Source organism: Streptomyces sp. NBC_01716, assembly GCF_036248275.1.
Lineage (GTDB): Bacteria > Actinomycetota > Actinomycetes > Streptomycetales > Streptomycetaceae > Streptomyces.
The window spans coordinates 7,582,285-7,608,007 of sequence record NZ_CP109181.1; the positions used below are offsets into that span (position 1 = coordinate 7,582,285).

The following is a 25,723-nucleotide window of genomic DNA, read 5'->3' on the forward strand; positions in this document are numbered from 1 at the left end:
GACGGACTGCTTGCCCCGAGCTCGGTAGGCCGCGAACCCGCCATACTCATAGCTGTCGGTGAACCACTCACGCGTCGGTTCCTGCGACTCACCGGCCAGAAATCAACGAACCCGCCTGCTTCCGACGGCGGCCAGTTCGACCCAGGTCAGCCAGGTAGTCCCGTGGACGTCTCCAGGACCGCCGTACGCCGCGAATTCGCCACATAGTCCATCCGACGAGTCGTCGGGGAAGCCGCGGTCCTCGGCCAGCGGGCGGAAGCCGAAGGAGTTGCGGATTCCGAAGAGACAGGCGAGGCCGTCGTAGGCGTTGCCCCTGTTGAGCAGGAACAGAGCGATGGCGGCCTGCCACACGGAGTCCTCGTCGTCGGGACCCCACAGGCGGGCTCCCGGACGGCATTCGATCATCCGTCTCAGCCGTCGAGGCTACGGTCACTGCTCGGACGCTTCGCCGAACCGAACTCGTGTTCGATGATGGGTGGATGGCTCAGGCGTCGGACAGTCGAAGCCCACCAGGATCTCCGGCGAATGCCGACGGAGGTCGTTGCAAGGGGGCCTGCCCAGCACTGGGTCGACCCGTCGGGCAAAGGGCGGTGCCAGGGGGAAGGGTGGGATGTTTTGTCCCTGGATGGATTGTGCCTTCACACGCTGCGGCCTCAAGAGAAGGATCGGCAGCAGCAGTTCCCCTGAACGGCTCCCCTGCACTGGGAGCGATTCTGTGGCAGGACAAGAGAGAGACCATCCATGAGTAGCAGCGCCATCGGTCTGATCACCGGCGGAAGCCGTGGCCTGGGAAGAGCCACGGCGCTCAAGCTCGCCGAGTCCGGGACCGATGTGATCATCACGTACCGGTCGGGCAAGGACGAGGCCACGTCCGTAGTGGAGGCTGTCGAGGCCCTCGGCCGCAGAGCGGTCGCCTTGCGCCTGGACACGACCGACTTCGTCAACGTCAAGGGCGTGATGTACGTCGTCAAGGCCGTTCTGCCGCACCTTCTGGAGGCGGCGAATAGCACGGACCGGCAGGTCGCGGACGTGATCAACATCAGCTCCGTGGCCGGACGCGTCGCCACGGCCGGCGTTGCGATCTACAACGCCGGCAAGTTCGGCGTGACCGCGGCCACCGAGGCCTGGCGCCAGGAGTTCGGGGACCGGAACCTGCGTTTCTCGGTCATCGAACCGGGCGCGGTGGACACCGAACTGTTCGGCCACCAGCAGGGACACGCCAAGGAAGCGGAGAGCCGGCGCTTCGAAGGCGTTGAGAAGCTCCACCCCGAGGACGTCGCCGACGCCATCGCGTACATCGCGACCAGCCCGCGCCGCCGGGCCATCAACGAGATCGTGATCCGTCCCACCGACCAGAAGTTCTGACCCGCGAGGAGACGAGCCATGTCACTGCGGACACAAGCCGCCGTCATCAGGGGCGCGGGCGTGATCGAGCTGGATGACATCCTCGTCGAGGAGCCCCGCCCGGACGAGGTCCTCGTCCGGGTGGAGTCCTCCGGGATCTGCCGCACCGACCTCGAAATCCTCAAGGGCACCCTGGAGTTCCCGCTGCCCTTCGTGGCCGGCCACGGAGGGGCCGGCATGGTGCTCGCGGTCGGATCCGGCGTTACGACCGTTGTTCCCGGGGACACAGTGGCCCTGGGCGCGGCAGCGTGCGGCACCTGCGCGCACTGCCGTACGGGCGCCTGCCCCTACTGCGACCAGCACGCGGCGATGAACTTCACCGGCACCCGCCTGGACGGCGGGACAGGTCTGCGCGGCCTCGACGGCGAGACCGTCTTCGGGCATTTCATGCGCCAGTCCTCGTGGGCGGGCCTGTCGCTGGCCCACGCCAGCAACACGGTCAAACTGCCTTCGGATGTCGATCGCAGCGTGCTGGGGCCGTTCGGCTGCGGGATCCAGACCCGGAGCCGGGGCCGTGTGGAACACCCTGGCCGTCGAGCCGGGCAGCACAGTCGCCGTCTTCGGGCTCGGCGCAGTCGGCCAGGCGGCGGTCATGGCGGCCAAGGCCGCAAGCGCCACCACGATCATCGCCGTCGGCAAGCGGCAGCCGAAACTCGACCTCGCGCTGGAGCTGGGGGCGACGCACGCTTTCAGCGCACGCGACGGCGACGTCGCCGACCTCGTCCGCGACGTGACCGGTGGCGGCGTGCAGTACACGGTCGAGGCGGCCGGCAAAACGGACGTCATGACCACCGCCGTGGAGGTCCTGGCCGAGACGGGCCACGCTGCAATCACCGGCGTCGCGGCCGGTGAGAGCTTCCCCGTCGACGCCTGGAAGGTGATCCGCGGCCGGACCGTGCACGGCACGACACTTGGCGATGTCGCACCGTCGGTGATCCTTCCCCGCCTCGTCGACCTCTACCGGCAAGGGGCCTTCCCCGCGGACCGGCTCATGACCCATTACCCCCTCAAGGACATTCACCAGGCCATCGCCGACGTCGACAACGGCACCGCCATCAAGGCTGTCCTGCACCCCGAAACAGCTGGCTGACCCACCTGCCGGCGCCGCGAGCCCGGCCGGGCGAAACCCCCGACGGCGCCTCTTTCCCCATCTCACCCTTCCCTTGAAGCACTTCGGACGAATCGTCATGTCCACTGCCACTGCCGCCTACGCCGCCCCGTCCACCGGCGCCGAACTGGAGCCCTTGACGATCTCCCGCCGTGATGTGCGCGGCACCGATGTGCGCATCGACATCCACTACACCGGCGTGTGCCCCACCGATCTCCTGCAGACCTCCGACGGCTGGGGGCCCGGCCTCTACCCCATGGTCCCGGGCCACGAGATCACCGGCCTGGTCACCGAAGTCGGCGCGGGGGTAACGAAGTTCGCCGTCGGCGACCGGGTCGGCGTCGGCACCTACATCGACTCCTGCGGCGAGTGCGGACCCTGCCGTGCCGGCCTTGAGGTGTATTGCGAGAAGGGCTGCACGCCCACCTACAACGCCAAAGACCGGCACGGCGAGATCACCCAGGGCGGCTACTCGAAGCAGATCGTCGTCGATGAGCGCTACGTGCTCCGCATCCCCGACAGCCTGCCCCTCGACGCGGCCGCACCCCTGCTCTGCGCCGGCATCACCACCTACTCGCCCCTCGCACACTGGAACGCCGGCCCCGGCAAGAAGGTCGCGGTCCTCGGCATGGGTGGCCTCGGGCACATCGCCATCCAGATCGCCCACGCCATGGGCGCCGAAGTCACCGTCCTCTCCCGCACGCTCGGCAAGAAGGACGGCGGCCTGAGGCTGGGAGCCGACCACTACTACGCCACCGAGGACCCCGAGACGTTCACGCGGCTGGCCGGCACGTTCGACCTCATCCTGTGCACGATCTCCGGTGCCCTCCACTTCGACCAGTACCTCAACCTCCTCAAGCTGGACGGGCACATCCACGGAGGATGGCCAAGTTGGAGTCGACCGTTTCCTCGGTCGACTAGCAGCGGTCGCTCGGGCATTCCTCGCCCGCGATCACCCTCGGTTACTATGCTCACTTCATGCCGGAGGCCGGCAGCAAGTGGAAGCGTTGGGTGGCCGGGGAAATGTTGAATGAGGTCGTCGCGACCCGTTACGTCACGCCCTTGAGTGAAGGCGGGTCGCTCCCCGGGACCGTCGAGGCCGACGATCTCGGGACGTACGTCATGAAGTAGTCCAGCGGTCCGCACTGACCCGATGAACTGGCCCGAACGACTTGCGGGCTGGTGGCCGCGTAGAGCGAGGGCCAAGCGGCCCCGCCGGCTGATCCCATGATCAGGCGTGCTGAGATTGGGGTGACGATGCGGGACAAGGCCCATCGGCTATCTGGCGGCGTCAGCACTGACGGTGATCACACGCGGTGCGGCCGAGCGATGTACGGCGGGCCAGACGTGGGCGTTGAAGGCAAAGTGACCGAGGTGGTTGGCGGTCGGAGGACAGGTCCGCACGGTCCATGACTAACGTGTCGGCCTGGGCTTCGGGGGCTGCCGCCCGTGATGAGTGCGGTCCGGCCAGTCTGGTCGGGGATGTTATCGGGTGTCCAATGGTTCATCGATGTCACGTCCCCCGGGGTGTTGGTTCCTGCGTACGAGGACGGGCAAGTTTGCGACGCCGGTGCGGCAACCGCTGTTTATCGTGCCGGGATGCCTACCGCGGACGGGTGCGCTTCGTCATGGAAGACCTTGATGTTCGTCTTGTGCACTGCTGTTGCGCTCTCGACGGGTTCACCGCCACCGAGATTGCGGGCGAATCGGGGAAAGGCTCCGGCGGAGACCTGTACGCGGAGTTGGTGTCCTTTCCTGAAGCGGTACGCGGTCGGTGAGAGCCGCACCGTCGCGCAGGTGGTGTCGTCACCGACGTCGAGGTGAACGAGGTCATCGCACACATTGAGCGACTTGCCGTTCGGATCGACGTCGCACAGTCGCACGAATACATCGACGCTGGGACGGTCCGCGCGCACCCAGATGTCCGCGGTGACCTCACCGATCACCTCAAGGTCGTCGGTGAGCGGTGCGCCGGTGAAGGTGAGCACGTCGGGGCGCTCTTCCAGCTTCCAGTTGTCGACGGGACCTGCTCCCGCGGGGGTGAGTTTCGCTCCGCCCAGGGAGGGCGTGGGGTCGTTGGGGTCGTAGGTGAACGTCGAGGGCGGTTCTGTGGATCCCGCTGTGGCGGTGAGGGTGCCGTCGGCGCGGAGGTATAGCCGCTGGGGTTCGTACCCGGCGGGCGGCCACGCTTCGAAGTCGCGCCACTCGTCCGCGCCCATCACGTACAGCCGCACCGGAGCCCGGTGCGGGGGCTCTTGCCCGGTGGCGACAGCGGAGGCCCACTCGGCGACCTCGGTGACGGACGCGCCCATGCCGCGAGGGTCGGCGTGCCACCACGGTCCGACGGTCAGCCGGGGCTCACGGCCGGCGTCGACGAGGGCGGTGAAGTCCCGGAGCTGGTCAGTGAGGAAGATGTCGTGCCAGCCGGTGACGGAGCTGACCGGCACGGTGACGTCCGGGACGGTGCTGCTGCGGTCCAAGTCCTCCCAGTACGCGCTGCTCTGGTCGTGGTTCACGATCTGTTGGAAGAACTGCGACGTCCGGCCGAGCATCGCCTGGTCGACGTCCGTGATCGGCAAGGTGTTCATGGCGTTGGCGATGCGGCGCTGGTCCGCGCCGACCATCGACCGGAGCAGGTAGCCGCGCTGTTCCTGTGCGGCGGGCAGAGGCGAGCCATTGTGGGACTGCGGTGCGGTGTTCCAGGAGAAGTTCGTGATTGTTTCGAGGTCGACGCGGCCGGGCCGTGTGAGGCTGAGAGCGAGCCGGGAGGAGGTGATGTGCGGGACCATGGCCTTGACCTCGGGAGGGGCGGCGTCGGCGATGGCCCACTGGGTGTAGCCGAAGTAGCTGGATCCGGCGAGGATCACCCGGCCACTCGACCAGGACTGGTCGGCGAGCCACCGGAGTGTCGCGAGGCCGTCGGCGCGTTCGTTGCGCATGGCCAGGAACTCGCCGTCGGATCCGAACGTGCCGCGGGTGCTGACCATCAGTACTTGCAGTCCGCGTTCAGCGAGGACGGGGCCGTATAGCCATCCGAGGGGGCCGCCGCGCCCGTAGGCGGTGCGGACGACGACGACCGGTACCTCGGGGAGTGATCGTCCGCCGGTGCCGCGCGGGGTCCAGCGGTCGGCGACGAGCGTGGCACCGTCATCCATGGGTATCTTCAGGCCGCGTTCGACGTGGACCCGGCGTGAGGTGGCGGGCGGGAGCGGAGCCATGCGCTCCGCGAGGCGTCCTATCGCGGTCATGATCATGCCTCCGGGGTGAGCGCGATGCGGCCGTCGAGGTCGCGGCTTTCCATGCGCTGGTGGGCGGTGACGGCCTGACTGAACGGCAGAACTTTGACGTCGGTGTTCGCGAGGCCGGCCGCGGTCGCCTCGACGGCCGCGGCGAGAGCGGCGGGAACGACCTGTGGATGGGCCGGCAGGAACGCGCCCGCGTTGAAGCCGCTGACGGTGACACTGCGGAACCAGAGCTGGTTGGTGTCCACTTGGTGGCCCCAGTCGTCGGACGCGTTGCCCGCGGCGATGAGACGGCTGCCAGGGAACATCACGTCGAGGCTCTGGGTGCGGAGCGTTCCGCCGACGGGGTCGATCACCACGTCGAACTTCTCGTCGCCGAGCGCGCTGTGCAGGTCTGTGGAGTCCACGATCCGGTCGTAGGGAAGCTTCGTCGCCGCGGCGGCGGCGAGTTTGCCCGGCCGAACCGTGCCGACGACGCGGGACGCGCCGAGCTGCTTCGCGACGCCCGGGAAACCGGCGGACAGGCCGCCGAGAGCTCCATGCACGAGGACCCTCTCACCGTCGACGAGATGCGCGACCTGTGTCAGAGCCATGTGCGCCATCGCGGCGTTCGGAATCACCGATACGGCGAGGGCGGGGTCGATGCCGTGCCCCTCGATCGAGACGGTCAGCGGAGCCTTGGCAATGTAGACGGAGGCGTACCCGCCGGTGCCGGTGCCTGCGGACAGAGCGACCACCTGCTCCCCGACGGCCGGCCCGGTGACGCCATCGCCGAGCGCGCGGACCGTACCGGCAACTTCAAGGCCGGGTACGAACGGTGGCTGTGGCATGCCGGGTTGGTCCTTGTACCGGCCCTGTCTGAAGAACACGTCGATCAGGCCGACCGCGGAGTGCGAGACGTCGATCGCGATCTCTCCCGGGCCCGGGGTCGGGTCCGGGAGGCCGGTGACGAGCTCGAGAGCGTCCGGGTCGCCGAATCGCGTGGCCTGTACTGCCTGCATGGATCTTTCCTCTCCAGTGGATGGCTGTTGCCCATCGATTTAACGCACCTCGCGATGCGTTATTGGGAAGGTAGCACGACTGGCCGCTTAGCGCATCATGGTGCGCGTTATAGTTCTCATATGAAGGAGCGAGCACGATCCGCGCAGGACAAAGCGCAACGGTCGGAGGATCTGCTGCGCGCAGCGGAGGCGCTGGCGACGGAGCTCGGCGGCGTCCGATTCATCACTGTGCAGGCAGTCACCGAGCGTGCAGGCCTGCACCGCACCGGCGTGCGCCGGTACTACTCGAGCAGAGAAGAGCTGTTGCTCGAGCTCGCAGAGCGCGGCTGGAGCCAGTGGCGGGCTGCGATCTCCGCGGCGGTGGCCCAGCGAGCCGGCCTCGGACCAGAGGACGTCGCCGGCGTCGTCACGGACACGATCACCACGCTGCCGGTGTTCTGCGACCTCCTCACCCACGTCACGCTGACGCTTGAGGGCGACGTCGACATGGAACGAGCACGCCAGTACAAGACCGCGTCGTTCGCCGCGTACGACGCGATCGTCGACCACCTCGGCCTCGTGAGCTCGATGACCCCGGACCAGCTGCGCGGACTCCTCGCGGCGACCCTCGCGCTGGCCTCGAACGGGTGGCAGGTGTCCCACCCCACGCCCACCCTCGCCGCGCTCTACGAGCAAGTGCCCGAATGGGGCCACGTCGCATTTGATTTCGCCCCACGGCTGAAGCTGCTCCTGACAGCACTCGCGGTCGGCTTGCATGTCGTCCTCCCGGACACCGGCCCGGCTCCGGGGGCGAATTGAAATCTGTCACCAGAGCCTTTTCCGACCACGCGTCGATGTGGGTTGAAGGGGGGACCAGCACACAGTGCTCCTGGCAGTGCGATGGGTCCTGGCCGTGACACCGACTGCCAGGAGCTTCGCCGTTCTGTCAGGCTGTCCGACCCGCGGCAGCCAGGTCGGATTGGAAATGGCTCACTCATGGTGTGTCGGCGGAACTTGGGGCGTTGTCCCGTCGTATGTCCATGCCGGCTCGTCGTCGATGATGGATCGGGCGGTACGGCGGGCGAGAGCCATGATGGTGATCATCGGGTTGACCCCCAGGGCAGTGGGGAGGGCGGAACTGTCATCGATCCAGACGCCCTTGGTGTCGTGCAACTGTCCCCAGGTGTCGGCGACCGAGACAGTGGGGTCGGTGCCCATCCGACAGGTACCCATCTGATGTGCTGCCACGATTGTCCAACCACCGGCGCCGACCGAAAGATCACTCAACGCCTGGAGGTAGGCGTCGAGGTCTTCGCCCTCCTGCCACGTCGGCGCTCCCTCTGCCACCGCGATCACGCGCCGGGCGCCGGCAGCCACATGCAGCCGGACGCTCGTCTCCAGTCCCCGCCGAATCGTCTCCAGGTCCGCCGGGTGGTCGACCGCGTAGGAGACCACAGGCTTTCCGTCCTCGTCGATCCCAACTTGCCACGGTCGGTCGGATTCGGTCCCGTCAACGGCCCCCTTTCGCCGCCCGCACGCTGACGGAATCAATCGCGCACCGCGACCAGTCCAGCTCACCGCGGGCACCGAGTTCGTCACAGACAACACGGTGCAGCCGCGTCCACACCCGCGCTTGCGACCACTGCGCGAAGCGCCGGCAGACCATGGGCGAGGCCCGCCCGAACACCGGCGCCAACTGCCGCCATGCACAGCTCAACGAACCATCAAGCCATAAGAAACGACGTCTTAAGGGCTGTCCCGTGATCCCAGGCCGCAGCCACCACAGCGGGCTGCCGTAGACCTCTTCAGATTGCCGTCATGTCTACTGTGCCCAATCGAAACCGGCGGGGTGTACAGGACCGCCACGTAGGTGAAGTCATTGGGGGATGGACTCTGCGGTCAACTCATCGGGGCCGACCACAACATGGCGGTCAGATGACGAACCGGAGTGCCCGGTGCCGTCAGCTGGTGATGAGCAGGAGTTGGCTCTGTTTGCCGTCGCTCATCGTGATCCCCTGGTCGAGCCGGGCACTGGTACGCCGCGTCGCGGCTGCCGCGTCCACCACGGTGCCCGCGAGATCGCCCTCGGGGACCGGCGACGTCTTCCTGCCCCCGGCGGACGGCCCGTCGCTCTCGCCGGAACATCCGACAAGACCTGCGAGCGCGGCGGCGCAGAGCAGGCTGACGGGGCCGGCAAGGGCACGGGAGCGACGAGAAGGACGTGGACGACGCAGAGGAATCTCCTAGACATCACGCCCACGCGACGGTCGGCGTGAGCAGAGGAGTGAGGGGCTGCCTGGCCCGGAACAAACTCACACATGCTCCCACGCGGGCACGACCACCGCCCACCGCCCACACAAACGCCCACGCACGACGCGCCCGATCCGACTACCGCCAGCGAGGGTCGGCCCAGCGCTCCGCACAACCCCGGCACACCCCTTCCGAAGCGACACCTCCAGAACGCAACACGACGAGCGCACCGATAACGCGCGTGACCATCCCCGCATCCGCGGGGATGGTCACGGGCCGGATGCCGCCCGCTCGCGCTCCCCGCGCCCGCAGGCGCCCCTCAAGCCGGTGAGGGGTTGCGCTCCCCGTGCCCCGGGGGTGGCCCACGTGTCCAAACCGTCCGTCGCTGAACTCATGTCGCGCCAGGCGTAGATATCTCGCTGGTGATGCGACCGGAGTACGTCATGCGAGCGAGGGCGGGTGATGGAGTTCCGTTTCAACGGACAGCACTCCAGCTGGGATTCGGACGCAGGTGCCAATGCAGATGATTCGGTCCGCAGGGATCGCGGGTGGAGCCGACGGCGGCCAGGGATGCGGACGGGCGTCTTCAACGGCGCGGCCTACGGCTCGTGTGAGGGGACTCGCGCCGCCAATTCTGCCGCGAAGCGGTCGGCTTGAGTACCCCAGCCGTCATCGGCAGCGCTGAAATGGTGCAGCACATCCAGCAGTTCGTGCGCCTCCGACAGCGTGAAGAGCACCAACCGTTGGCTCGGTGAGCTCCGGCATGACGTAGTCGGCATCGAGCAGATCATCTTCCATGCCGGACAAACAGCAGACATCCCCTGCGGTTACGCGCATATCGGCCCCGCTCCTGCCCAAGCTGCCGGAGGTACACGCACCCGCAACCCCGCTGTGCCGGCGGGGCCGCGGGCGTCCTGCGTGCCGGTCTCCGGGCTCCCGCGGAAGTGTTTGTGCCGTCTTTGGCGGATTTCTCTACGCGGTCGTGTCACTGGGGTATTTGTAGAAGCCGATGCCGGTCTTGTGGCCCAAGTGGCCCGCCTGCACCATGCGGGACAAGAGCGCCGGGGGAGCCAGGTGGGGCTCGCGGAACTCCGCATACAGTGATTCGGCCACGGCGAGGGTGGTATCGAGGCCGATGTGGTCAGCCAGACGTAGTGGGCCCAAGGGATGGGCACAGCCCCGGACCATGCCCTCGTCGATGTCGTGGGCGCTTGCGAAGCCCGACTCGAACATGCGGATGGCCGAGACGATGTAGGGGACCAGCAGCGAGTTGACGACGAATCCCGCTCGGTCCTGGGAAACAATCACGTGCCGGTTCAGTCTGTCTGTCACGAAGGCGCGCAAGCGTTCCCAAGCCGTGTCGCTGATCACCAGAGAGGGGACCAGTTCCACCAGGTCCAGGACGGGCACGGGATTGAAGAAGTGCATGCCCACGACTTGGCCCGGGCGATTGGTGGCGGCGGCGAGCTTCATGATGGGGATGGAGGATGTGTTCGACGCGATCAGGGCCTCGGGACGGGCCAGCGCCTTGTCGAGCTCGGCGAAGACACGCAGCTTGAGCGCTTCGTCTTCGGGTATCGCCTCGATCGCCAGGTCACGATCGGCGAAGTCCGCGATCTCCGTCGTGAATGAGATGCGCCGCAGTGCTGCGTCGCGGTCATCCGAGGTCAGCTTGCCCCGTTCCACAGCACGCGACAGGGAGCTCTCGATCCTGCTTGTTCCGGCTTCGAGAGCTGCTGCGTTGGCTTCGTAGACCAGGGTGTCGAGCCCCTGGCGGGCACACAGCTCCGCGATTCCCGAGCCCATGAGCCCACAGCCCACTACGCCTACTGTGTCCACGTCAGTTGCCTGTGTCGGCATGTTCAAACTCCTCAGACGACGGGCAGGTTGCGCGCCATGACGATGCGCTGGACCTGGTTGGTGCCCTCGTAGATCTGCGTGATCTTGGCGTCGCGCATCATGCGCTCGACGGGGTAGTCACGGGTGTAGCCGTAACCGCCGAGGAGCTGGACGGCGTCCGTGGTGACCTCCATCGCCGCGTCCGAGGCGAAGCACTTGGCGGCGGCGCCCAGGTAGGTCAGGTCGGTGTCACCGCGCTCGGAGGCGGCGGCGGCCTGGTAGGTCAGGGCGCGGGCGGCCGAGATCTTCATGGCCATGTCGGCGAGCATGAACTGGACGCCCTGGAAGTCGCCGATCGCCTTGCCGAACTGCTTGCGCTCCTGGACGTAGCCCTTGGCGTAGTCGAGGGCGCCCTGGGCGATGCCGAGGGCCTGGGCGGCGATGGTGATGCGGGTGTGGTCCAGCGTCTTCATCGCGGTGGCGAAGCCGGTGTCCTCCTCGCCGATCATGCGGTCCGCCGGGATGCGGACGTTGTCCAGGTAGACCTCGCGGGTCGGGGAGCCCTTGATGCCGAGCTTCTTCTCGGGGGCGCCGAAGGAGACGCCCTCGTCGGACTTCTCGACCACGAAGGCGGAGATGCCCTTGGAGCGCTTGGCGGGGTCGGTGACCGCCATCACCGTGTAGTACTCGGACTCGCCGGCGTTGGTGATCCAGCGCTTCACGCCGTTCAGGATGTAGTGGTCGCCGTCGCGGACGGCCTTCGTCTTCATGCCGGCCGCGTCGGAGCCGGCGTCGGGCTCGGAGAGGCAGTAGGAGAACATGCCGTCGCCCTTGGCGAGCGGGGTCATGTACCGCTTCTTCAGGTCCTCGGAGCCGGAGAGGATCACCGGGAGCGAGCCCAGCTTGTTCACCGCGGGGATGAGGGAGGAGCTCGCGCAGACGCGGGAGACCTCCTCGATGACGATCACCGTGGCAAGGGCGTCCGCGCCCGCGCCGCCGAACTCCTCGGGCACGTGGACGGCGTGCAGGTCGTTGGCCACCAGCGCGTCCAGCGCCTCCCGCGGAAAGCGGGCCTCCTCGTCCACGGCGGCGGCGTACGGCGCGATCTTCGCCTCGGCCAGTGAACGGATGGCGTCACGGAGCATGTCGTGCTCCTCGGACGGGCGGTACAGGTCGAAGTCAGCCATTGCTTCCTCGGTGGTCCAGAGTTGGTGCGGCGTTCCGCAATGTGTGACGCGGAGAGGGAGGAGTGGTGTGCGGCGCTGGGAAGAGGAGGCCGGCGCCGCACACCTGACCGGGCCCCCGGGGCGGCAGTGGCGAGGGACCGAGCACACCCTCGCGCGCTCGACCGTCAGAGTGCGTGGCTCTGTTCACTGGCTCGTTCTGCCGTGCCGTGGGGCCCGGTGCTCAGGGGGGTGCCTCATGACGGGGACGCCGTGGGTCCGGCACCGGCTGAGCTGGGCCTGAAGCGGGTGAAGTGCGACGGTGCGGAGATTCCGCCGACAGCCTCGCGGGCCCCGGCATGGAGCATGGCGTGCGCCTCAGGTCGAAGCCGAGCACAGGACACCTCGCTCTGTTGGTACTCAGTACCCTCATTATGTGCACTGAGTGCCATCATGTGGAAGGGGGTATACGTTCTTGTTGTGAGCGATCAGATCGGCCGACCCCAGCAGCGCGCGAGACGTGAGACCTCGGAGGGAGCGGTTCCGCGGTCATCGATCCGTGAGGATCTCGTCTCCGCGGCATTCGACCTGTTCACCGAGTTCGGCTACGACGCCACGACGATCGACGACATCGTGCGCCGAGCCGGCGTGGGGCGACGGTCCTTCTTCCGCTACTTCCCAACGAAGGAAGCAGTGGTCTTCCCAGATCATGAACGAGCGCTCGCCGGGATGGTCGACTACCTGAACCAGGGCTCTGCCGACCCCGACCCCATAGCCCGGGCATGCGGGGCAGCCCGGCTGGTCCTCCGTATGTATGCCGCCAACCCGGACTTCTCCGTGCGGCGCTACGCCCTGACCCGCAGTGTGCCCGCTCTCAAGAACCACGAGATCTCGGTCGTCTGGCAGTACGAGCGGGCTCTGGCCTCGTATCTGGAGCGCCGCTTCGCGACATTGCCGGACGGCGGTGCCCGCGCCTGCACGGCAGCCGCAGCGGTCGTAGCGGCTCACAACTACGGACTGCGTGCCTGGCTCCGCTCCGGAGGCACCGGCGATGCCACTGTGGTCGTGGACAGCGCCCTTGACCTGGTGCACCGCACCTGGAGCAGCGGCGCAGAATCTGTCGTCGTCGTGGCCCGCGCCGACGCACCCATGTGGCGCGTAGTGCAGCAACTCGAAGAAGTCTGGCCTCGCCGCACCCCTCATACGGATGACACTCAGAACCAATTGTGAGGGAACTCGGTTCCCTCTTTGAGGGTGCGGCGTCAGACGTCTCACCTTGCCGGAGTCCTGCGACGGGAAGTGGCGCAGCGCGGCAGACGGCCGGAGCGCCGGCGAATGCAGCTCGCCGGCGACGTCGGCACTGAGTCTCATCCCATGGTTGCGCGGCCGGTCAGAGGGCAGGCTGCCGTCGGCTCATCGACTGACGGTGACGTCGAGGGGGGCCCGAAACGAAAGCAGGCCCAGCATCGGAGGCTCGGTTACACCCTCCTCCAGCCGCACTCCGGGCAGACGACCGGCCGCTACCCGCAATGCCACCGCTGCCTCTGTGCGCGCCAGGGACGCGCCCGGGCAGCGATGACGACCGACGCCGAAGGCGAGATGATGACGGACATTCGCCCGATCCAGACGCATCCGCTCCGGGTGAGGGAAGACCTCCGGGTCGGATCCACTGCCCAACAACATCAGCAGCAACTGCGCGTCGGCAGGGATGTGCACCCCGCCCAGTTCGGTGGAGCGAACGGTGACCCGGCGCCAAGTAGTGACCGGTGGCTCGCGGCGTAGCATCTCCTCCACCCATGCCTCGGCCAGACCCGTCCGGCGCGGCAGATGCTGCCAGAGCCCCGGCTCAATGAGAGCCCGGCGCAGTGCCGTGGCGATGAGCTGCCCGGTAGTGGACTGTCCGGCAATGAATACGAAGAAGCAGGCGGCCACCGCTGTCCCGACGTCCAGCGGCTCGCCGTCGGGCAGACGATGGGAAGCCAACGCGCCGATGAACGAGGTGGACGGGGCGGCACCGCGCACTGTGCGGGTCAGCCACTGGTGGAACTCGCCGACGAGCGCGGCCAGTTCGAGTTGCCTGTCCGGATTGGGCCTGCCCCAGAACAGCTCCAGCGAGGCATCACTCCAGCGAATCAAGGTGGCCGGAGCGACTCCCTCGATGCCGAGGAGCTCCATCAGTACCCGGCACGGCAGCACTTGCGCGAAAGAGCCGAACAGCTCGCAGCGACCGGTGGCGTCGATCTCCGAACACACGGTGTCGAGCAGATCCTCGGCGACGCGCTGGATGACCGGGACGGCTGCGGCGACACGCTCGGCGTTGAAGAACCGGGTCACCACGCGGCGCAGTCCGGGGTGGCTGGCAGTGCCGTTGTTGGCGAGCGCGGACGGGAGCGTGAAGTTGGCCCGGGCGAGAATCCTCAACGCCCCGACCGACAGCGGGGCGACGGCGTGCAGAGCGTTGTCGGGGCGGAACACGGACGGGGCGAGCAACACCCGGCGCACATCGTCGTAGCGACTGACCAGCCACAACCCGGTGCCGGAGTCGTAGTGCACAGGAGCCTCGGCCTGCAGCCGACCCAGCCAGGGGTACGGGTCACGGACGAAACCGTCGCCGAACAGATCGAGCAGGTCGAGCGGAGCACGAGTGCCGAGCGCCGGGCAGCCTCCTGGACTGGTTCCGGCGGGTTCGCTGTGGGACGGGAAGGTGTGCGGGACCGGGGAAGCCACGGCCGGAACCTAACACGTGAAGACGCGCCCCTGTCTCCGCTGTGCGCGGCATCACTCGATCAAGATGCGCCGGCCTCAGAGACCGCCACCGTCCTCCACAAGACGCCGCAACGAGGGAAGCAGGCTGTCGATGTCCTGCCCGGTTCTGAACGCGACAACAGTGGTGCCACCGCCGCGCTCCGGTGAGGAGCCGGGTGCCGGAAAGAGAGCGAGCACCTCGCGCATCGCCTCGTGCACTTCCGCGACCGGGTCGGACGACTCGCCCCGCAGCCATCGACGCAGCACGTGGTTGTGGGCGGCGACCACCGCGGCGGCCATGAGTTCGGCCCTCAGCGACGCCGATTCTGTCGGGCCACCCATCCACTCCGCGATGAACTCACGGAACAGTCGCTGATAGCGGGCCACACTGGCGATCTCCCGGTCCCGCAGGGCGGCCACCTTGCTTGTGAGGGCGTATCGCTGCCTCGCCAGGTCACCCTCGTCCACGTAGTGCAGCAGGACGAGCCGGACCGCGTCCGAGACGGCGACCAGAGCGGTGTTGTTGCTCGAGGTCGCCAGCCGATCTCTGATCAGCTCCAGGAGCCGGTCGTGGTCCGGGAAGATGACGTCTTCCTTGGAGCGGTAGTTCCGGAAGAACGTCGTGCGTCCGAGGCCCGCTCGCTCGGCGATGTCGTCGACGGTCGTCTGCTCGTATCCGCGCTCGTCGAAGAGCGCGAATGCGGCGTCTGCCAGTCGGATCCGTGCAGGTGGCTTGCTCATGAGCGCTCATCCTTCCCTGTCCTGCCACGCAAACGCCACTCGTCACCTTGATGGGACTGAATGCCGCGCTGCGGGTATCGGCTACCAGACACAGGCTGTAGGGCATGACCATTGCGCGCGCAGGCGTCCCCGCGTCCAGCTCTCACGATTTTTGGAACTGAGTACTTTACCTGCGGGACTCAGTCCCATACCGTGTATGTGCACGCCACCACAACGGTGCGACGTGCTTCAGCCGCGATCGGTGAGCCCTCGCCCCGTCGCGGGTCGTTTCGGGACCGAGGACGGAGAGACGCCGTGCTCTATGCAGCGATCGAAACCATCGAAACCACTGACAGCGCCCCCGTTGAGCAGGAGGCCGGTTCGAGCGTCGTGCCCCCAGACGCGGAACGCCTCGAGCAGGTGTCGCTGGGCGGAGTCGGGGAGGAAGGGCTGTACTTCCAGCGCTGTCGCTGGTGTCAGACCACTGCCTTCCGCCGTCTGCTGTGTCCCGTCTGCGCTTCAACCGACTTTGCCCGGGAGCGTAGTTGCGGCATCGGTGTCGTCCGCCACGTCATGGCCACAACCCAGAGCTTCGGGAGACGGTGCGTGCTCGCCACCATCGACATGGACGAGGGATTCTGGGTGTCTTCCAAGATCATCGGTGTGCCGCCGCGCGTGCGGCTCGGTGTCTCGGTGTGTCTGACACAAGGCGTAGAGTCCGGCGCTCAAACACTCCTCTTCCGCCTCACCGAGTCTCCGCGGCATTGAACGGGCAACAGCGCTGCTTGCCCAGCAAGCCAACGATCACTCTCCAGCTCTCCTCAGGGGAGAGGCATCGCGCGGGCGCCGTCGGCGACGACGAACGTGTCCTTCGCGTCCGCCCTGGTCTCGCCCGAAGAGAGGCCGGCGTCCACCGCGATGCAAGACAGCGTCGTGGATCGCCAGATCACATGACCAACAGCTTCCGTTGGGACCTCTGCGCGGTGCATCGGACGCTGCACAGCATCTACCGGCTGCACGGGTGGAGACCTGACCTTAGGCATGGCGTGTTCACCGTGCCGGCGGGTGGGGCGGCGCCTGGGTTCCGAAGTCCGGCAGCCGAGTTTGGTCGCCCCGGGAGAGTGGCCAATCTCCGGGTCCTTCAGCTGCCCCGTTCTACCCACTCGTTGTTGCCCAGCGGGAAAGGGATCGAGCCCTCGGAGCGACTTGGCCACAATCGACGTCCAATTCATGGGCCTCCTGTGAGATGACGCCGGCGTTGTGGAGGACGTGACCGGCGTCGGCGCGCTCATTGCACACGCGAGCAGAAGCCCCTCCTGGGAGAGAACTGCGCCATAGCGCGCGGATGAACGCCTACTTGCCGTCTTCGTCAGGTTTCAGCGCCTCCATGACGCACGTTGTGACGTCCTCCACCGTGCCGACCGCCGAGACCGTGACCACCAGGCCGCGCGCCTTGTAGTAGTCGATGATCGGCTCGGTCTGCGTGTGGTAGACGTCGAGGCGCTTGCGGACCGTCTCCTGCGAGTCGTCGTCCCGCTGGTACAGCTCGCCGCCGCAGACGTCGCAGACGCCCTCCTTCTTCGGCTGGCTGTACGTCACGTGGAAGACGTGGCTGGAGTCCCTGCGGCAGATCCGCCGCCCGGCGATCCGCTTGACGACCTCTTCCTTGGGGACCTCGAGGTCCAGGACGGCGTCCAGCTTCATGCTCTCGGACTGGAGCATCTCGTCCAGTGCCTCGGCCTGGGACACATTGCGCGGAAAACCGTCCAGCAGGAAGCCGTTCTCGGCGTCCGGCTTTTCCATGCGGTCCTTGGCCATCCCGATGGTGACCTCGTCCGGCACCAGGTTGCCCGCGTCCATGTAGGACTTCGCGAGCTTCCCGAGCTCCGTCTGCTGGCTGATGTTGGCGCGGAACAGGTCGCCCGTGGAGATGTGCGGGATCGACAGGTTCTTGGCGAGGAACGCAGCCTGCGTTCCCTTGCCGGCACCCGGCGGCCCGACGAGGACGATACGCATCAGCGGAGGAACCCTTCGTAATTGCGCTGCTGGAGCCGGCTCTCGATCTGCTTCACGGCTTGAGACAGACCTCATGTTCCGAACTGCACCCTGAACTGCTGAGTGTGTCTTCGCCGGTGTCATCGACCTGAACGCGGGAGACTCCTCGCGGAGAGTCAATCTCGGTCGCGTGCATGAAATCCAAGAAGCGAGCCGCGACAGGCGAGAGATCCTGAGAACAGTGGTACGCCACGCCGATGACTCTGGTTGCTTCCGGTGAATCCACGGGTACTGCGACGAGATCATCCAGACCGAAGCCCTGCACTTCCAGAGCCGGCAGAGCCGCCACGCCCACCCCAGCCCGTAGCAGGCCACGGATCGTCGCTGCGCTGCATGCATTGAAGCGCTCGCTCACTGAGATTGAGTACTCGCTGAACGCGGCGTCGGTGATTGCTCGGATGCTGGTTCCGGGTCGCGTTGCGAGTACGGTCTCTCCCTTGAAGTCCGACCACGAGATGGAGTTCTGCGTCGACCAAGGGTGGCCGCGGTGCGCGACGCCGTAGAACTGTTCCTGCAGCAGGGGCTCGAAGCAGAAGTTGTCCCGCAGGTCACCATGGGCGGTCAGACCGAGTTCGACAGTTCCACCAGCGAGGCGTTCGACAACGTCATCCGCGGCTCCATCTATGATCTCGAACTCCACCTCGGGGTGATCCAGCATGAAGCCGCGGATCATCTCCGGCAGCACAGCCGCCGCGAGTGACGGCAGTGCGGCTACGGCGATGGTTCCGGACTGCGCTGCCACGTAGGACATGAAGCGGCTCAGCCCCAGGTCCATATCGTCGAGGACGGCACCCGTCATGAGCAGGAAGGCCTGCCCCGCTGCCGTGGTGTCGATCTGCCGAGTGGTGCGGTCGAACAGCCGCACCCTCAGGAGACGTTCGACTTCCTTGATCCTTCTGCTGAGGACCGACTGAGAGATGTGCTCCGCCGCGGCTGCTTTCGTGAAGCTGCCGGATGCGGCGAGGGTCCGGACTGCGCGAAGCTGCTGGAGCGTCAAGTCAGGAATCGGCATGGCACCGCCTAGTGCTAGTGCTTCACCCACGGGTGGACGGGCAATCACGACTGAACCTGCGGTCTGGACCCGGAATCGACCTTCTGCGTACTCCTCGGCTTGGGCTCTCCCGCGGTACAGAAACAGCGCCTTGCGGCAGCGGGCCTGAGCCGGCGGGTTCGGGATTGTGGCTCATCCATCGGCGATGGAGGACTCTCGCCGGATCCAGCGCAGCTCGCCGAAGGCGCGGCAGCACCCGGGCCACCGCTGGCGTCATCAGCCGCAGATGACGGCACCGTCAGGCGTGGGGAACGACCGCCTGGTCGTCGTTCAACACGGAGCGTGCCATCAGAAGGGTGTCCAATCCTTTGCTCGCACATAGATCATGAACGCCCTCCTCCCACGCCTGCGGCCCGACTTCACTTCACGCGATCTTCGTGGAATCAGCCATCTAGTTCGGCTTGGAGCGCACGTGGTTCGCGATTGCCGCGTCATCGTTCGCGCCGTACATCTCGTCGATCAGCGTTGCGAACGAGCGCACGACGGCATTGCGCTTCAACTTGCCGTTCACAGTCCGCTCGCCGTGCTCGACCCGCAGGGGCCGCGGCAGGATGCGAAAGTCCTTCAACTGCTCTACGCGGGCGAGGTCTGCGTTGACCCGAACCACCTCCGCTCGCAGGCGTTCGGCCAGCGCTTCTGCCGACTGGGCGTCTGCGGTGGTGCTCGGCTCGAACAGGACAGTGAGGTACTTGCGGGCGTCGCCGACGACGATGGCTTCGTTGATCAGCGAGCTTTCCCTCAGCCGGGTTTCAATGGGCTGAGGATTGATCGTTTTGCCGCCGCGGGTAATGATCACATCCTTCTTGCGGCCGATGAGCCGGATGTCGCCCCGGGGTGTGCGCTCCATCAGGTCACCGGTGCAGAACCAGTCATCCTGGAAAACAGCCTCGGTCTCCGCAGGGTTGCGCCAATATCCGTCGAAGAGCAGCGGCGCGCGGAGCAGCATTTCTCCATCGTCCGCGACCTTCACCTGGAAGCGCGGGTCCGAAAACTCCTTGCCGATGAAACCTGGCCGAGGGAACTGCTCATTGAAGTGTGCGATGGGCGTGCCGGCGGTCTCGGTGAGGCCGTAACACTCGCGAAGGTCGAGCCCCCAGATCTGCCAAATCGCGAGGACGCTCTCAGGCATCGCGGCAGATGCGGTGTAGGCAATCCGGACGCGATCCATTCCGACGGTTGCCCGTAGCGGCAGGAACACTCCGCGAAGGGCGGCAGCGTACGCGATCCGCAGCAACAGCGAGGGCCGGCGACGAGACCAGCGGAGTTCGGCCACCCTGCGGCCCACCCACATCGCGGCGTCATAGGCGTAGCGGCGGAGTCCCGACCAGGTTTCTGGCCGTGCGATCAGTTCGCCGGCGATCTTCTCGTAGAAGCGCGGCGGCCAGAGCACTACTGTCGGCCGTACCGCGCGCAGGACATCCTCGTAGTCAGGGATGCTGCAGTAGGTGACCACCAGCCGTGAGAGCAGCGGCGTGAAAACCGAAACTACCGCCGGCGCCACGTGGGCCAATGGCAGGAAGCCCACCACATCGTGATCGCGGCTGATCAGCTGTGGATAGAGGCCGATGACGGTCTGAACCGAGTGCTGAATCGTTCGGTGCGAGTGTGTGACGCCTTTCGGCGCTCCCGTGGACCCCGACGTGTAGAAGAGCACGGCGGCATCATCGAGAGAGCCCGCGGAAACCAGCTTGGACAGGCGATCCGGGCCGTCGGCGTACCGTGCTCCTTCTTCGCGCAGCGTCTCCCACCTTGTCCCCTTGATCGTCTGGGGCAGCGCCGGCGGAGCGTGGTCGATTCCGACCACGAGCCGCAGCTTCGGTGTGCGTGCGGCGATCCCCGCGACTTTGGTGAGGTCTGTCGTCGTCTCCCCGACGAAGGCGACCGCCTCGCTGTGTACGAGGAGTTGCTCGATCTCGGCGGGTGAGTTGGTCGGATACACGCCGATCACGACGCCGCCGACACTCTGCACGGCCAGCGCGGCGAACACCCACTCCGGGCGGGCGCTGCTCAACACCGCGACGCGATCACCGTGCTTCACACCTTGCGCGGCGAGGCCGAGCGCCAGAGAGCGTACCTGGTCCGCGTACGACCGCCACGTGACCGTCTGTGCGGCACCATCACGCCAGTAGCGCAGCGCAACGGTGTCAGGCTCTCGGCTCGCGCGATCGAGCAGCAGCCCCGGTAGCGTCCGGGTCGGTTGGAAATTGGTCAGATCCATGAGACGGCCTCTCTTACAGAGCTGACAAGCCCGGGCCCGATGAGATTCATGCCGCACTCTCCCCAATAGGGAGGAAGCCGCCTCTGTACCAGGTCACCGGCTTGCTGCTACCTGTCCGCGCGTCGTGCACCCGACCGATGAGGATCACGTGATCTCCGCCTGGCACGGCTTGCTCCAGTTCGCAACGGATGACTGCCGCTGCATCGGGCAACAGTGGATGACCCGCCTCATCGAATTCGAAGTTGCCGTAAGCGAACTTATTCTCACCCTTTGTCGCGAATTTGATCACCAATTCCGCGTGTGCGTCCGTCACGATGTTCACGACGAAGTGCTTGGCCGCCATGAAAACAGGAAAGCAGTCCGCCCCCCGGCCCAGGCAAACCAAGACGAGCGGTCCTTGAAATTGATCAACCATTGTATCCCTCGCGGGCGGCTCGGGCGGCAGGGTCAAGGAAGACCGTGCGCGCGTCGGCAACCGTGACGCGGAGCTGTTCTTCCTCTGGCCAACTGGCAGTCCCTGAGTGAAGAGCCCGCTTGAGCGCCGCGAACACGGCAGACGGGTTCGCGGCTGCCTTGCGCGCATCCGCCAGCGCAGTCGAGAGCAGGTCGTCCTGGTTGACCACCTGGTCGACGATGCCTATCGCCTTCGCATCGAATGCATCGATGGGATCTCCACCCAGCAGGAGTCGCCGGGCTGCGCGGTCACCAAGGATTTCACGCACTTGAGCGATTCCCTTTACGGCCGGCAGCATTCCGTGCTTGATCTCGGGGAAGACGAAACGCGCTGTAGTCGACGAGTACACCACGTCAGCGAACAACGCCATTTCGATACCGCCACCGACGCACCAGCCGTTAACCGCGCACACCAGCGGCCGGGGATAGTTCTCCAGTGCGCAGAGCAGCGCGTGGAACGACTTCATCCGCCCGGCCATCGCAGCGGCGTTGAAGTCGACGGCTTCCTTCATGTCGCCACCCGCGCAGAAGAAACGCTCGCCGGCGCCCGTCAGAACCAGCGCGGGGGCGTCAGGACCCTTGGCGAGGGTCTCCAGCTTCGCCGTCAGGTCGCTGACGAGCGAGTCACTGAGTGCGTTTGCGGGCGGGTGGTTCAGAGTGATGACGACCACGCCGTCCGCTTCGTCGGACGCGTGGACAACGCTCAGCGCTGTGTTGTGCGAACCTGCGGTCATGCTCGTCTCCGGGTTAGTTCGCCGGGGCGCCAGCGATGCGAGCGGAGGGGAAGTCCACAGGGCGCTTTTCCCGGAAGGCCTGGCGCGCTTCGGCGTAGTCGGCGCTGGCGAAGTCGATGATCTCGAGCGCCGAGGACAGTTCGTGCTGGGGCATCGCGTTGGTGAGCCAGGTGTTGAGCGCGCGCTTGGTGAAACGGAGAGCCTGCTGGGAACCACGCGCCAACTGGGACGCGACCTCGAGAGCACGGGGCAGTACCTGCTCACGGGGAACGGACAGACTCACAAGCCCGATCCGCTCGGCTTCGGCACCGGTCAGCTTCTCGGAGGTGAGCACGTAGTACTTGGTCTTGGCCATGCCGACGAGCAGCGGCCAGATGAGTGCGGCGTGGTCGCCGGCTGTCACGCCGACCTTGGTGTGGCCCTCAATCAGCACCGCGTCGTCCGCGGCGATGCTGATGTCGGCAAGGAGCGCGGTCGACAGGCCGTAGCCGACTGCGGGACCGTTGATCGCGGAGATGATCGGCTTCTCGATGCGCAGGACCGTCGCAACCCGCTTGCGCTCCGTCTCCAGCATCGCGAGCGTCTGCTCGGGCGTGGGATCGGGCTGCGCCACGTCCATCCCGGTACAGAATGCCTTGCCGGCTCCGGTGACAACCACGACCCGGGTCTGATCGTCGCGCTCGACGTCGGCCCAGATCTGGTTCATCTCCTCGAACATGGGCATGGTGAGCGAGTTGTACCGCTCGGGCCGATTGATCGTGATGAGGAGGACACCGTCGTCGCGGCGTTCGACGAGGACGTCGCCAGTGCCGTGCTTGTAGAGGTCACTCATCGTGGGGTCTCCTTGGTGTGGTTGGTGTGGTTGGTGTGGTGTTGGCGGAGTGCTTGTTCGTGGGCGGGGCGTGCGGTGCGGATGTCGGTGAGGATGTCGTTGGGTGGGCGGACTATGTTGCGGGGGTTTTTGAAGTGGGGGATGACGTATTTGCCGAAGAGTTCGATGGAGTTCATGAGTTGGTGGTGGGGGAGGCTGTCGACTCGCAGGACGAGTGCGTCGGCGCCCATGTCGGCGTAGCGCTGGATGTGTTGGATGCAGTGGTCGGGGTCGCCGACGATGAAGCCCTGGGAGTGTTCGAGCATGTATTCCTCGTCGTTGAGGTTGATGTTTTTGACGGCGCCCATGTAGGCGTAGTCCTTTGAGAGTTTGGAGAGGCGTTCGTAGGCGTCGGTGGAGAGTTTGGCCATGTCGAGCAGGGGTTTTGCTTCGGTGCGGGCTTGTGCTGTGGTTTGGGCGCAGTGCATTCCGCCGGCGATGGCGATCATTTTGCGTGGTGTGATGGGGTGGGGGTGGTGTGTGGTGGTGAGGGTTTTGTCGTAGAGCTTGATCATGTTTTCGACGAGGTCGTAGCCGAGGTAGAGGCCGCCCATGATGGCGCCGATGCCCATGGTGGCTGCGGTTTCGACGGAGTTGGGGCTGCCGGCGGCGGCTGAGATGGGCGGGTGGGGGTTTTGTAGGGGTTTGGGGACGAGGCTGCGGGGTGGGATCTTGTAGTGGTCGCCGACGTAGGAGAAGACGTCGTTGAGGAATGCGTGGCGGATGAGTTCGATGCCTTCGCGCCACTGGGCTTTGTTTTCCGAGGGGTCGACCTCGAATGCGCGCAGTGCGAGTGTGGTGTTGCCGCGTCCGGTGCCCAGTTCGACGCGGCCGTTGGACAGGATGTCCTCGGTGGCGACGCGTTCGGCGACGCGCAGGGCGTGGTTCATCCGGGTGGGCAGCAGTGTCACGAGGTGGATGAAGCGGATCCGGCTTGTGAGGGCCATGAGGTAGGGGTAGAGCACCTCCGGAGCCGAGACCGATGCGGTGCCCAGGGCGACGTGCTGCTCGGAACTGCCGAAGGCGTCGAAGCCCACCCGCTCCGCCAGGAGCACCTCCTCGATCAGCTCCCGGTAGCGGTGCTCATGCGTGAGCCCGACCGGGGTGTCTCCCTCGGACATGAGGATGAAGTCCATGACGACCCTTCCGTCGAATGTTAATCGCCGATAACGTATGGCGTAGTTCAGCCCTGGTCAAGGCCTCCATGAGAGCCGCACAGCGTTAGGTGGCGGTAACAATGAGGGCTGCCCGGGCCTGCCTGTGAGGAGGAGTGACCACACGTGAGCGAGTTGCGGATTGAGCGTTTGACCTCGCCCGAGATCGCGGATGCCATGGCAAGCGGCATGCGTACGGCGGTCCTGCCGCTGGGAGCCACAGAGCAGCACGGCGCGCACCTGCCACTGTCGGTCGACAGCGATCACGCCGACCGTCTGGGCATCCTTGTCGCCGAGCGGCTTGGCGACGCGCTCGTGCTGCCGACGGTGCGGATCGGCTGCTCCGCGCACCACCTCGGCTTCGCCGGAACGCTCTCACTGCAGCCCGAAACGCTCGAGGCGATCTGCGTCGACTGCTGCACAAGCCTTGCCGCGCACGGCTTCCGGCGCGTGCTGATCTTCTCGGCGCATATCGGCAACTACCCACTGCTCAGTGAGATCGAGGAGAAGCTCGCCCCACGGCTTCCTGCCGACCTGGACGTCATCGCGTTCGCCGACTCGGCAGCGGTCCTCCAGGCATGGCGCGACGCGGCTCAACGCGTCGCCGGCCTCGCCGACCATGTCGGAGGCCATGCCGACGTCGCCGAAAGTTCGATCATGCTCGCCGTTCAGCCGGACGTCGTGAGGAACGATCGCGCCACCGCAGGCTTCACCGGGTCAATGAACGACGAACTGCTCGCCCGCGTATTCACCGACGGCGTCAAGGCGGTTGCGCCCAACGGGGTACTCGGTGACCCGCACGGAATGTCCTCTGAGCTGGGTTTTGCCTGCCTGAACGCCGTCGCCGACCTGCTCGCGACGCACGCGACGACACGTTATCGGCCACTCACCTAGGGGTGCTCGTTACCGAGCTTACCCACCCCTCGTACTGCATCGCCGCGCGCGACACGTCGGCAGGTGCTGATCAAGGTCGCCGGCGAGCTGTTCAACGAGCGTGCCTTCGATGCGGTCACCACGGAGATGATCGGCTCCCGCGCCGGCGTGACCGGCCCCGCCCTCTACCGGCACTTCCCCAGCAAGCAGGCGTTGCTCATCGCCGTGCTCGAGGATCCGTTGAACGAGCTGCTGGCGAACGCGCGCAGGACGGCAGCCGAGATCTCGGATCCACGCCAGGCACTCGAAGCAATGATCGACTACCACGTCAGACGCACCCTCGACAACGTGCCGTCCACGCTGGTGTTCCTGAAGAACGAACACAACGTCCCCACGAAAGCGCAGAGAACGACTGCTGAGCTAAGGACTCATGGTCGTGGTGCTGGTGACCACCACCATGTGCACGAGGGCCCCCGGACATTTCCCGTACGCCCGCAGAACTGCGGTGTCCTGGTCCGCGCCGGACACACCGCAGCCACCGCCGACTTCTCGCGACCGGATGACGCAGTGGCTCTGAAGAACACAGCCATATCGTGAGGGTGCTGTCGCGGCTGAGCACTCTCACGAGGCGTCCAGGCCCGGGTGCACAGCGCATGGCTCACCGGCAGCAAATTGAGGGCGCGCGACGAGCTCCGGCGCTGGGCGCGAGGGGCGGGTGGATTCAGGTGTCATCCCAGATCACCAAACCATTCCTCTTCTGCATCCATTCTTGCGGAACTTGCAATAGTTGAGTCAATTCGGTCCATTGCTTGTCTGGGCATGACGGGCCAGAGTCAGCACATGCCAAATGCAGCGAGCCCGCG

Annotated in this window: 24 protein-coding genes and 2 pseudogenes; 9 read left to right on the forward strand and 17 right to left on the reverse strand. The window is 66.3% G+C overall.

Annotated features, from left to right (window positions below):
* Positions 1-102: 102 nt before the first annotated feature.
* Positions 103-405 carry a hypothetical protein gene (locus OIE74_RS33860; protein WP_329390550.1) on the reverse strand — a complete coding sequence of 101 codons (303 nt, stop codon included), beginning with the start codon at positions 403-405 and terminating at the stop codon, positions 103-105.
* Between the two features lie 336 nt (positions 406-741).
* Here OIE74_RS33860 and OIE74_RS33865 point away from each other — a divergent pair, with 336 nt between their 5' ends.
* The 4 genes and pseudogenes from OIE74_RS33865 (at position 742) to OIE74_RS33880 (ending at position 3,542) form a co-directional block, all read left to right on the forward strand.
* On the forward strand, positions 742-1,365 hold the full coding sequence (locus tag OIE74_RS33865; protein WP_329390552.1) for an SDR family oxidoreductase: 624 nt from the start codon (positions 742-744) through the stop codon (positions 1,363-1,365).
* Between the two features lie 18 nt (positions 1,366-1,383).
* Positions 1,384-1,686: pseudogene (locus OIE74_RS38720) on the forward strand (alcohol dehydrogenase catalytic domain-containing protein); the annotation flags it as partial.
* A gap of 232 nt (positions 1,687-1,918) precedes the next feature.
* Entirely contained in the window at positions 1,919-2,494 is a 576-nt protein-coding gene (locus OIE74_RS33875) for a zinc-binding dehydrogenase (RefSeq protein ID WP_329390556.1), read from the forward strand.
* A 97-nt stretch (positions 2,495-2,591) separates the two neighbouring features.
* Complete coding sequence (locus OIE74_RS33880; protein WP_329390558.1) at positions 2,592-3,542, forward strand: NAD(P)-dependent alcohol dehydrogenase; 951 nt, start codon at positions 2,592-2,594, stop codon at positions 3,540-3,542.
* A 556-nt stretch (positions 3,543-4,098) separates the two neighbouring features.
* Here the strand turns inward: OIE74_RS33880 and OIE74_RS33885 are convergent.
* Both OIE74_RS33885 and OIE74_RS33890 read right to left on the reverse strand, forming a co-directional pair.
* Positions 4,099-5,760: a CocE/NonD family hydrolase gene (locus OIE74_RS33885; RefSeq protein ID WP_329390560.1), complete on the reverse strand. Its 1,662-nt coding sequence runs from the start codon at positions 5,758-5,760 to the stop codon at positions 4,099-4,101.
* Positions 5,761-5,762: 2 nt separating this feature from the next.
* On the reverse strand, positions 5,763-6,755 hold the full coding sequence (locus tag OIE74_RS33890; RefSeq protein WP_329390562.1) for a quinone oxidoreductase family protein: 993 nt from the start codon (positions 6,753-6,755) through the stop codon (positions 5,763-5,765).
* Between the two features lie 120 nt (positions 6,756-6,875).
* Here OIE74_RS33890 and OIE74_RS33895 point away from each other — a divergent pair, with 120 nt between their 5' ends.
* Entirely contained in the window at positions 6,876-7,553 is a 678-nt protein-coding gene (locus tag OIE74_RS33895) for a TetR family transcriptional regulator (protein WP_329390564.1), read from the forward strand.
* Between the two features lie 171 nt (positions 7,554-7,724).
* Here the strand turns inward: OIE74_RS33895 and OIE74_RS33900 are convergent, their stop codons facing one another.
* From OIE74_RS33900 to OIE74_RS33920, 5 genes and pseudogenes are all read right to left on the reverse strand, one after another.
* Positions 7,725-8,189, reverse strand: coding sequence for a GMC family oxidoreductase (locus tag OIE74_RS33900; RefSeq protein WP_329390566.1), 465 nt, complete (start codon positions 8,187-8,189; stop codon positions 7,725-7,727).
* 17 nt (positions 8,190-8,206) lie between these two features.
* A pseudogene (locus tag OIE74_RS33905) lies at positions 8,207-8,445 on the reverse strand (IS5/IS1182 family transposase); the annotation flags it as partial.
* A gap of 1,138 nt (positions 8,446-9,583) precedes the next feature.
* The gene (locus tag OIE74_RS33910; protein ID WP_329390568.1) at positions 9,584-9,721 is read right to left on the reverse strand and encodes a hypothetical protein; all 138 of its coding nucleotides are present in this window, start codon (positions 9,719-9,721) and stop codon (positions 9,584-9,586) included.
* 235 nt (positions 9,722-9,956) lie between these two features.
* Positions 9,957-10,844, reverse strand: coding sequence for a 3-hydroxybutyryl-CoA dehydrogenase (locus OIE74_RS33915; protein ID WP_329390570.1), 888 nt, complete (start codon positions 10,842-10,844; stop codon positions 9,957-9,959).
* Between the two features lie 11 nt (positions 10,845-10,855).
* The gene (locus tag OIE74_RS33920) at positions 10,856-12,010 is read right to left on the reverse strand and encodes an acyl-CoA dehydrogenase family protein (RefSeq protein ID WP_329390572.1); all 1,155 of its coding nucleotides are present in this window, start codon (positions 12,008-12,010) and stop codon (positions 10,856-10,858) included.
* Positions 12,011-12,466: 456 nt separating this feature from the next.
* Between OIE74_RS33920 and OIE74_RS33925 the strand changes: the two genes are divergently transcribed.
* The gene (locus OIE74_RS33925) at positions 12,467-13,216 is read left to right on the forward strand and encodes a TetR family transcriptional regulator (RefSeq protein ID WP_443076310.1); all 750 of its coding nucleotides are present in this window, start codon (positions 12,467-12,469) and stop codon (positions 13,214-13,216) included.
* Positions 13,217-13,399: 183 nt separating this feature from the next.
* Here OIE74_RS33925 and OIE74_RS33930 read toward each other — a convergent pair whose 3' ends face one another.
* Together OIE74_RS33930 and OIE74_RS33935 are read right to left on the reverse strand one after the other, a co-directional pair.
* The gene (locus tag OIE74_RS33930) at positions 13,400-14,713 is read right to left on the reverse strand and encodes a cytochrome P450 (protein ID WP_329390574.1); all 1,314 of its coding nucleotides are present in this window, start codon (positions 14,711-14,713) and stop codon (positions 13,400-13,402) included.
* Between the two features lie 75 nt (positions 14,714-14,788).
* Positions 14,789-15,472 carry a TetR/AcrR family transcriptional regulator gene (locus tag OIE74_RS33935; protein ID WP_329390576.1) on the reverse strand — a complete coding sequence of 228 codons (684 nt, stop codon included), beginning with the start codon at positions 15,470-15,472 and terminating at the stop codon, positions 14,789-14,791.
* A 294-nt stretch (positions 15,473-15,766) separates the two neighbouring features.
* Here OIE74_RS33935 and OIE74_RS33940 point away from each other — a divergent pair, with 294 nt between their 5' ends.
* Positions 15,767-16,219: a Zn-ribbon domain-containing OB-fold protein gene (locus OIE74_RS33940; protein ID WP_329390578.1), complete on the forward strand. Its 453-nt coding sequence runs from the start codon at positions 15,767-15,769 to the stop codon at positions 16,217-16,219.
* A gap of 585 nt (positions 16,220-16,804) precedes the next feature.
* Here the strand turns inward: OIE74_RS33940 and OIE74_RS33945 are convergent.
* The 7 genes from OIE74_RS33945 to OIE74_RS33975 all read right to left on the reverse strand — a co-directional run bounded on the left by OIE74_RS33945 (position 16,805) and on the right by OIE74_RS33975 (position 23,969).
* Positions 16,805-17,467 (reverse strand): adenylate kinase, encoded by a 663-nt coding sequence (locus OIE74_RS33945; protein ID WP_329390580.1) that lies wholly within the window; start codon positions 17,465-17,467, stop codon positions 16,805-16,807.
* Between the two features lie 52 nt (positions 17,468-17,519).
* Positions 17,520-18,518 carry a LysR family transcriptional regulator gene (locus OIE74_RS33950; RefSeq protein WP_329390582.1) on the reverse strand — a complete coding sequence of 333 codons (999 nt, stop codon included), beginning with the start codon at positions 18,516-18,518 and terminating at the stop codon, positions 17,520-17,522.
* Between the two features lie 430 nt (positions 18,519-18,948).
* Positions 18,949-20,775 (reverse strand): AMP-dependent synthetase/ligase, encoded by a 1,827-nt coding sequence (locus OIE74_RS33955; RefSeq protein WP_329390584.1) that lies wholly within the window; start codon positions 20,773-20,775, stop codon positions 18,949-18,951.
* A 46-nt stretch (positions 20,776-20,821) separates the two neighbouring features.
* Positions 20,822-21,190, reverse strand: coding sequence for a flavin reductase family protein (locus tag OIE74_RS33960; RefSeq protein ID WP_329390586.1), 369 nt, complete (start codon positions 21,188-21,190; stop codon positions 20,822-20,824).
* Positions 21,183-21,962: an enoyl-CoA hydratase/isomerase family protein gene (locus OIE74_RS33965; RefSeq protein ID WP_329390589.1), complete on the reverse strand. Its 780-nt coding sequence runs from the start codon at positions 21,960-21,962 to the stop codon at positions 21,183-21,185. The genes OIE74_RS33960 and OIE74_RS33965 overlap by 8 nt, the downstream gene beginning before the upstream one ends.
* Positions 21,963-21,975: 13 nt before the next feature.
* On the reverse strand, positions 21,976-22,794 hold the full coding sequence (locus OIE74_RS33970) for an enoyl-CoA hydratase/isomerase family protein (protein ID WP_329390590.1): 819 nt from the start codon (positions 22,792-22,794) through the stop codon (positions 21,976-21,978).
* The gene (locus tag OIE74_RS33975) at positions 22,791-23,969 is read right to left on the reverse strand and encodes an LLM class flavin-dependent oxidoreductase (protein WP_329390593.1); all 1,179 of its coding nucleotides are present in this window, start codon (positions 23,967-23,969) and stop codon (positions 22,791-22,793) included. The genes OIE74_RS33970 and OIE74_RS33975 overlap by 4 nt, the downstream gene beginning before the upstream one ends.
* 144 nt (positions 23,970-24,113) lie before the next feature.
* Here OIE74_RS33975 and OIE74_RS33980 point away from each other — a divergent pair, with 144 nt between their 5' ends.
* Together OIE74_RS33980 and OIE74_RS33985 are read left to right on the forward strand one after the other, a co-directional pair.
* Complete coding sequence (locus tag OIE74_RS33980) at positions 24,114-24,881, forward strand: creatininase family protein (protein WP_329390595.1); 768 nt, start codon at positions 24,114-24,116, stop codon at positions 24,879-24,881.
* A 63-nt stretch (positions 24,882-24,944) separates the two neighbouring features.
* Entirely contained in the window at positions 24,945-25,457 is a 513-nt protein-coding gene (locus OIE74_RS33985; protein WP_329390597.1) for a TetR/AcrR family transcriptional regulator, read from the forward strand.
* Positions 25,458-25,723 lie beyond the last annotated feature (266 nt).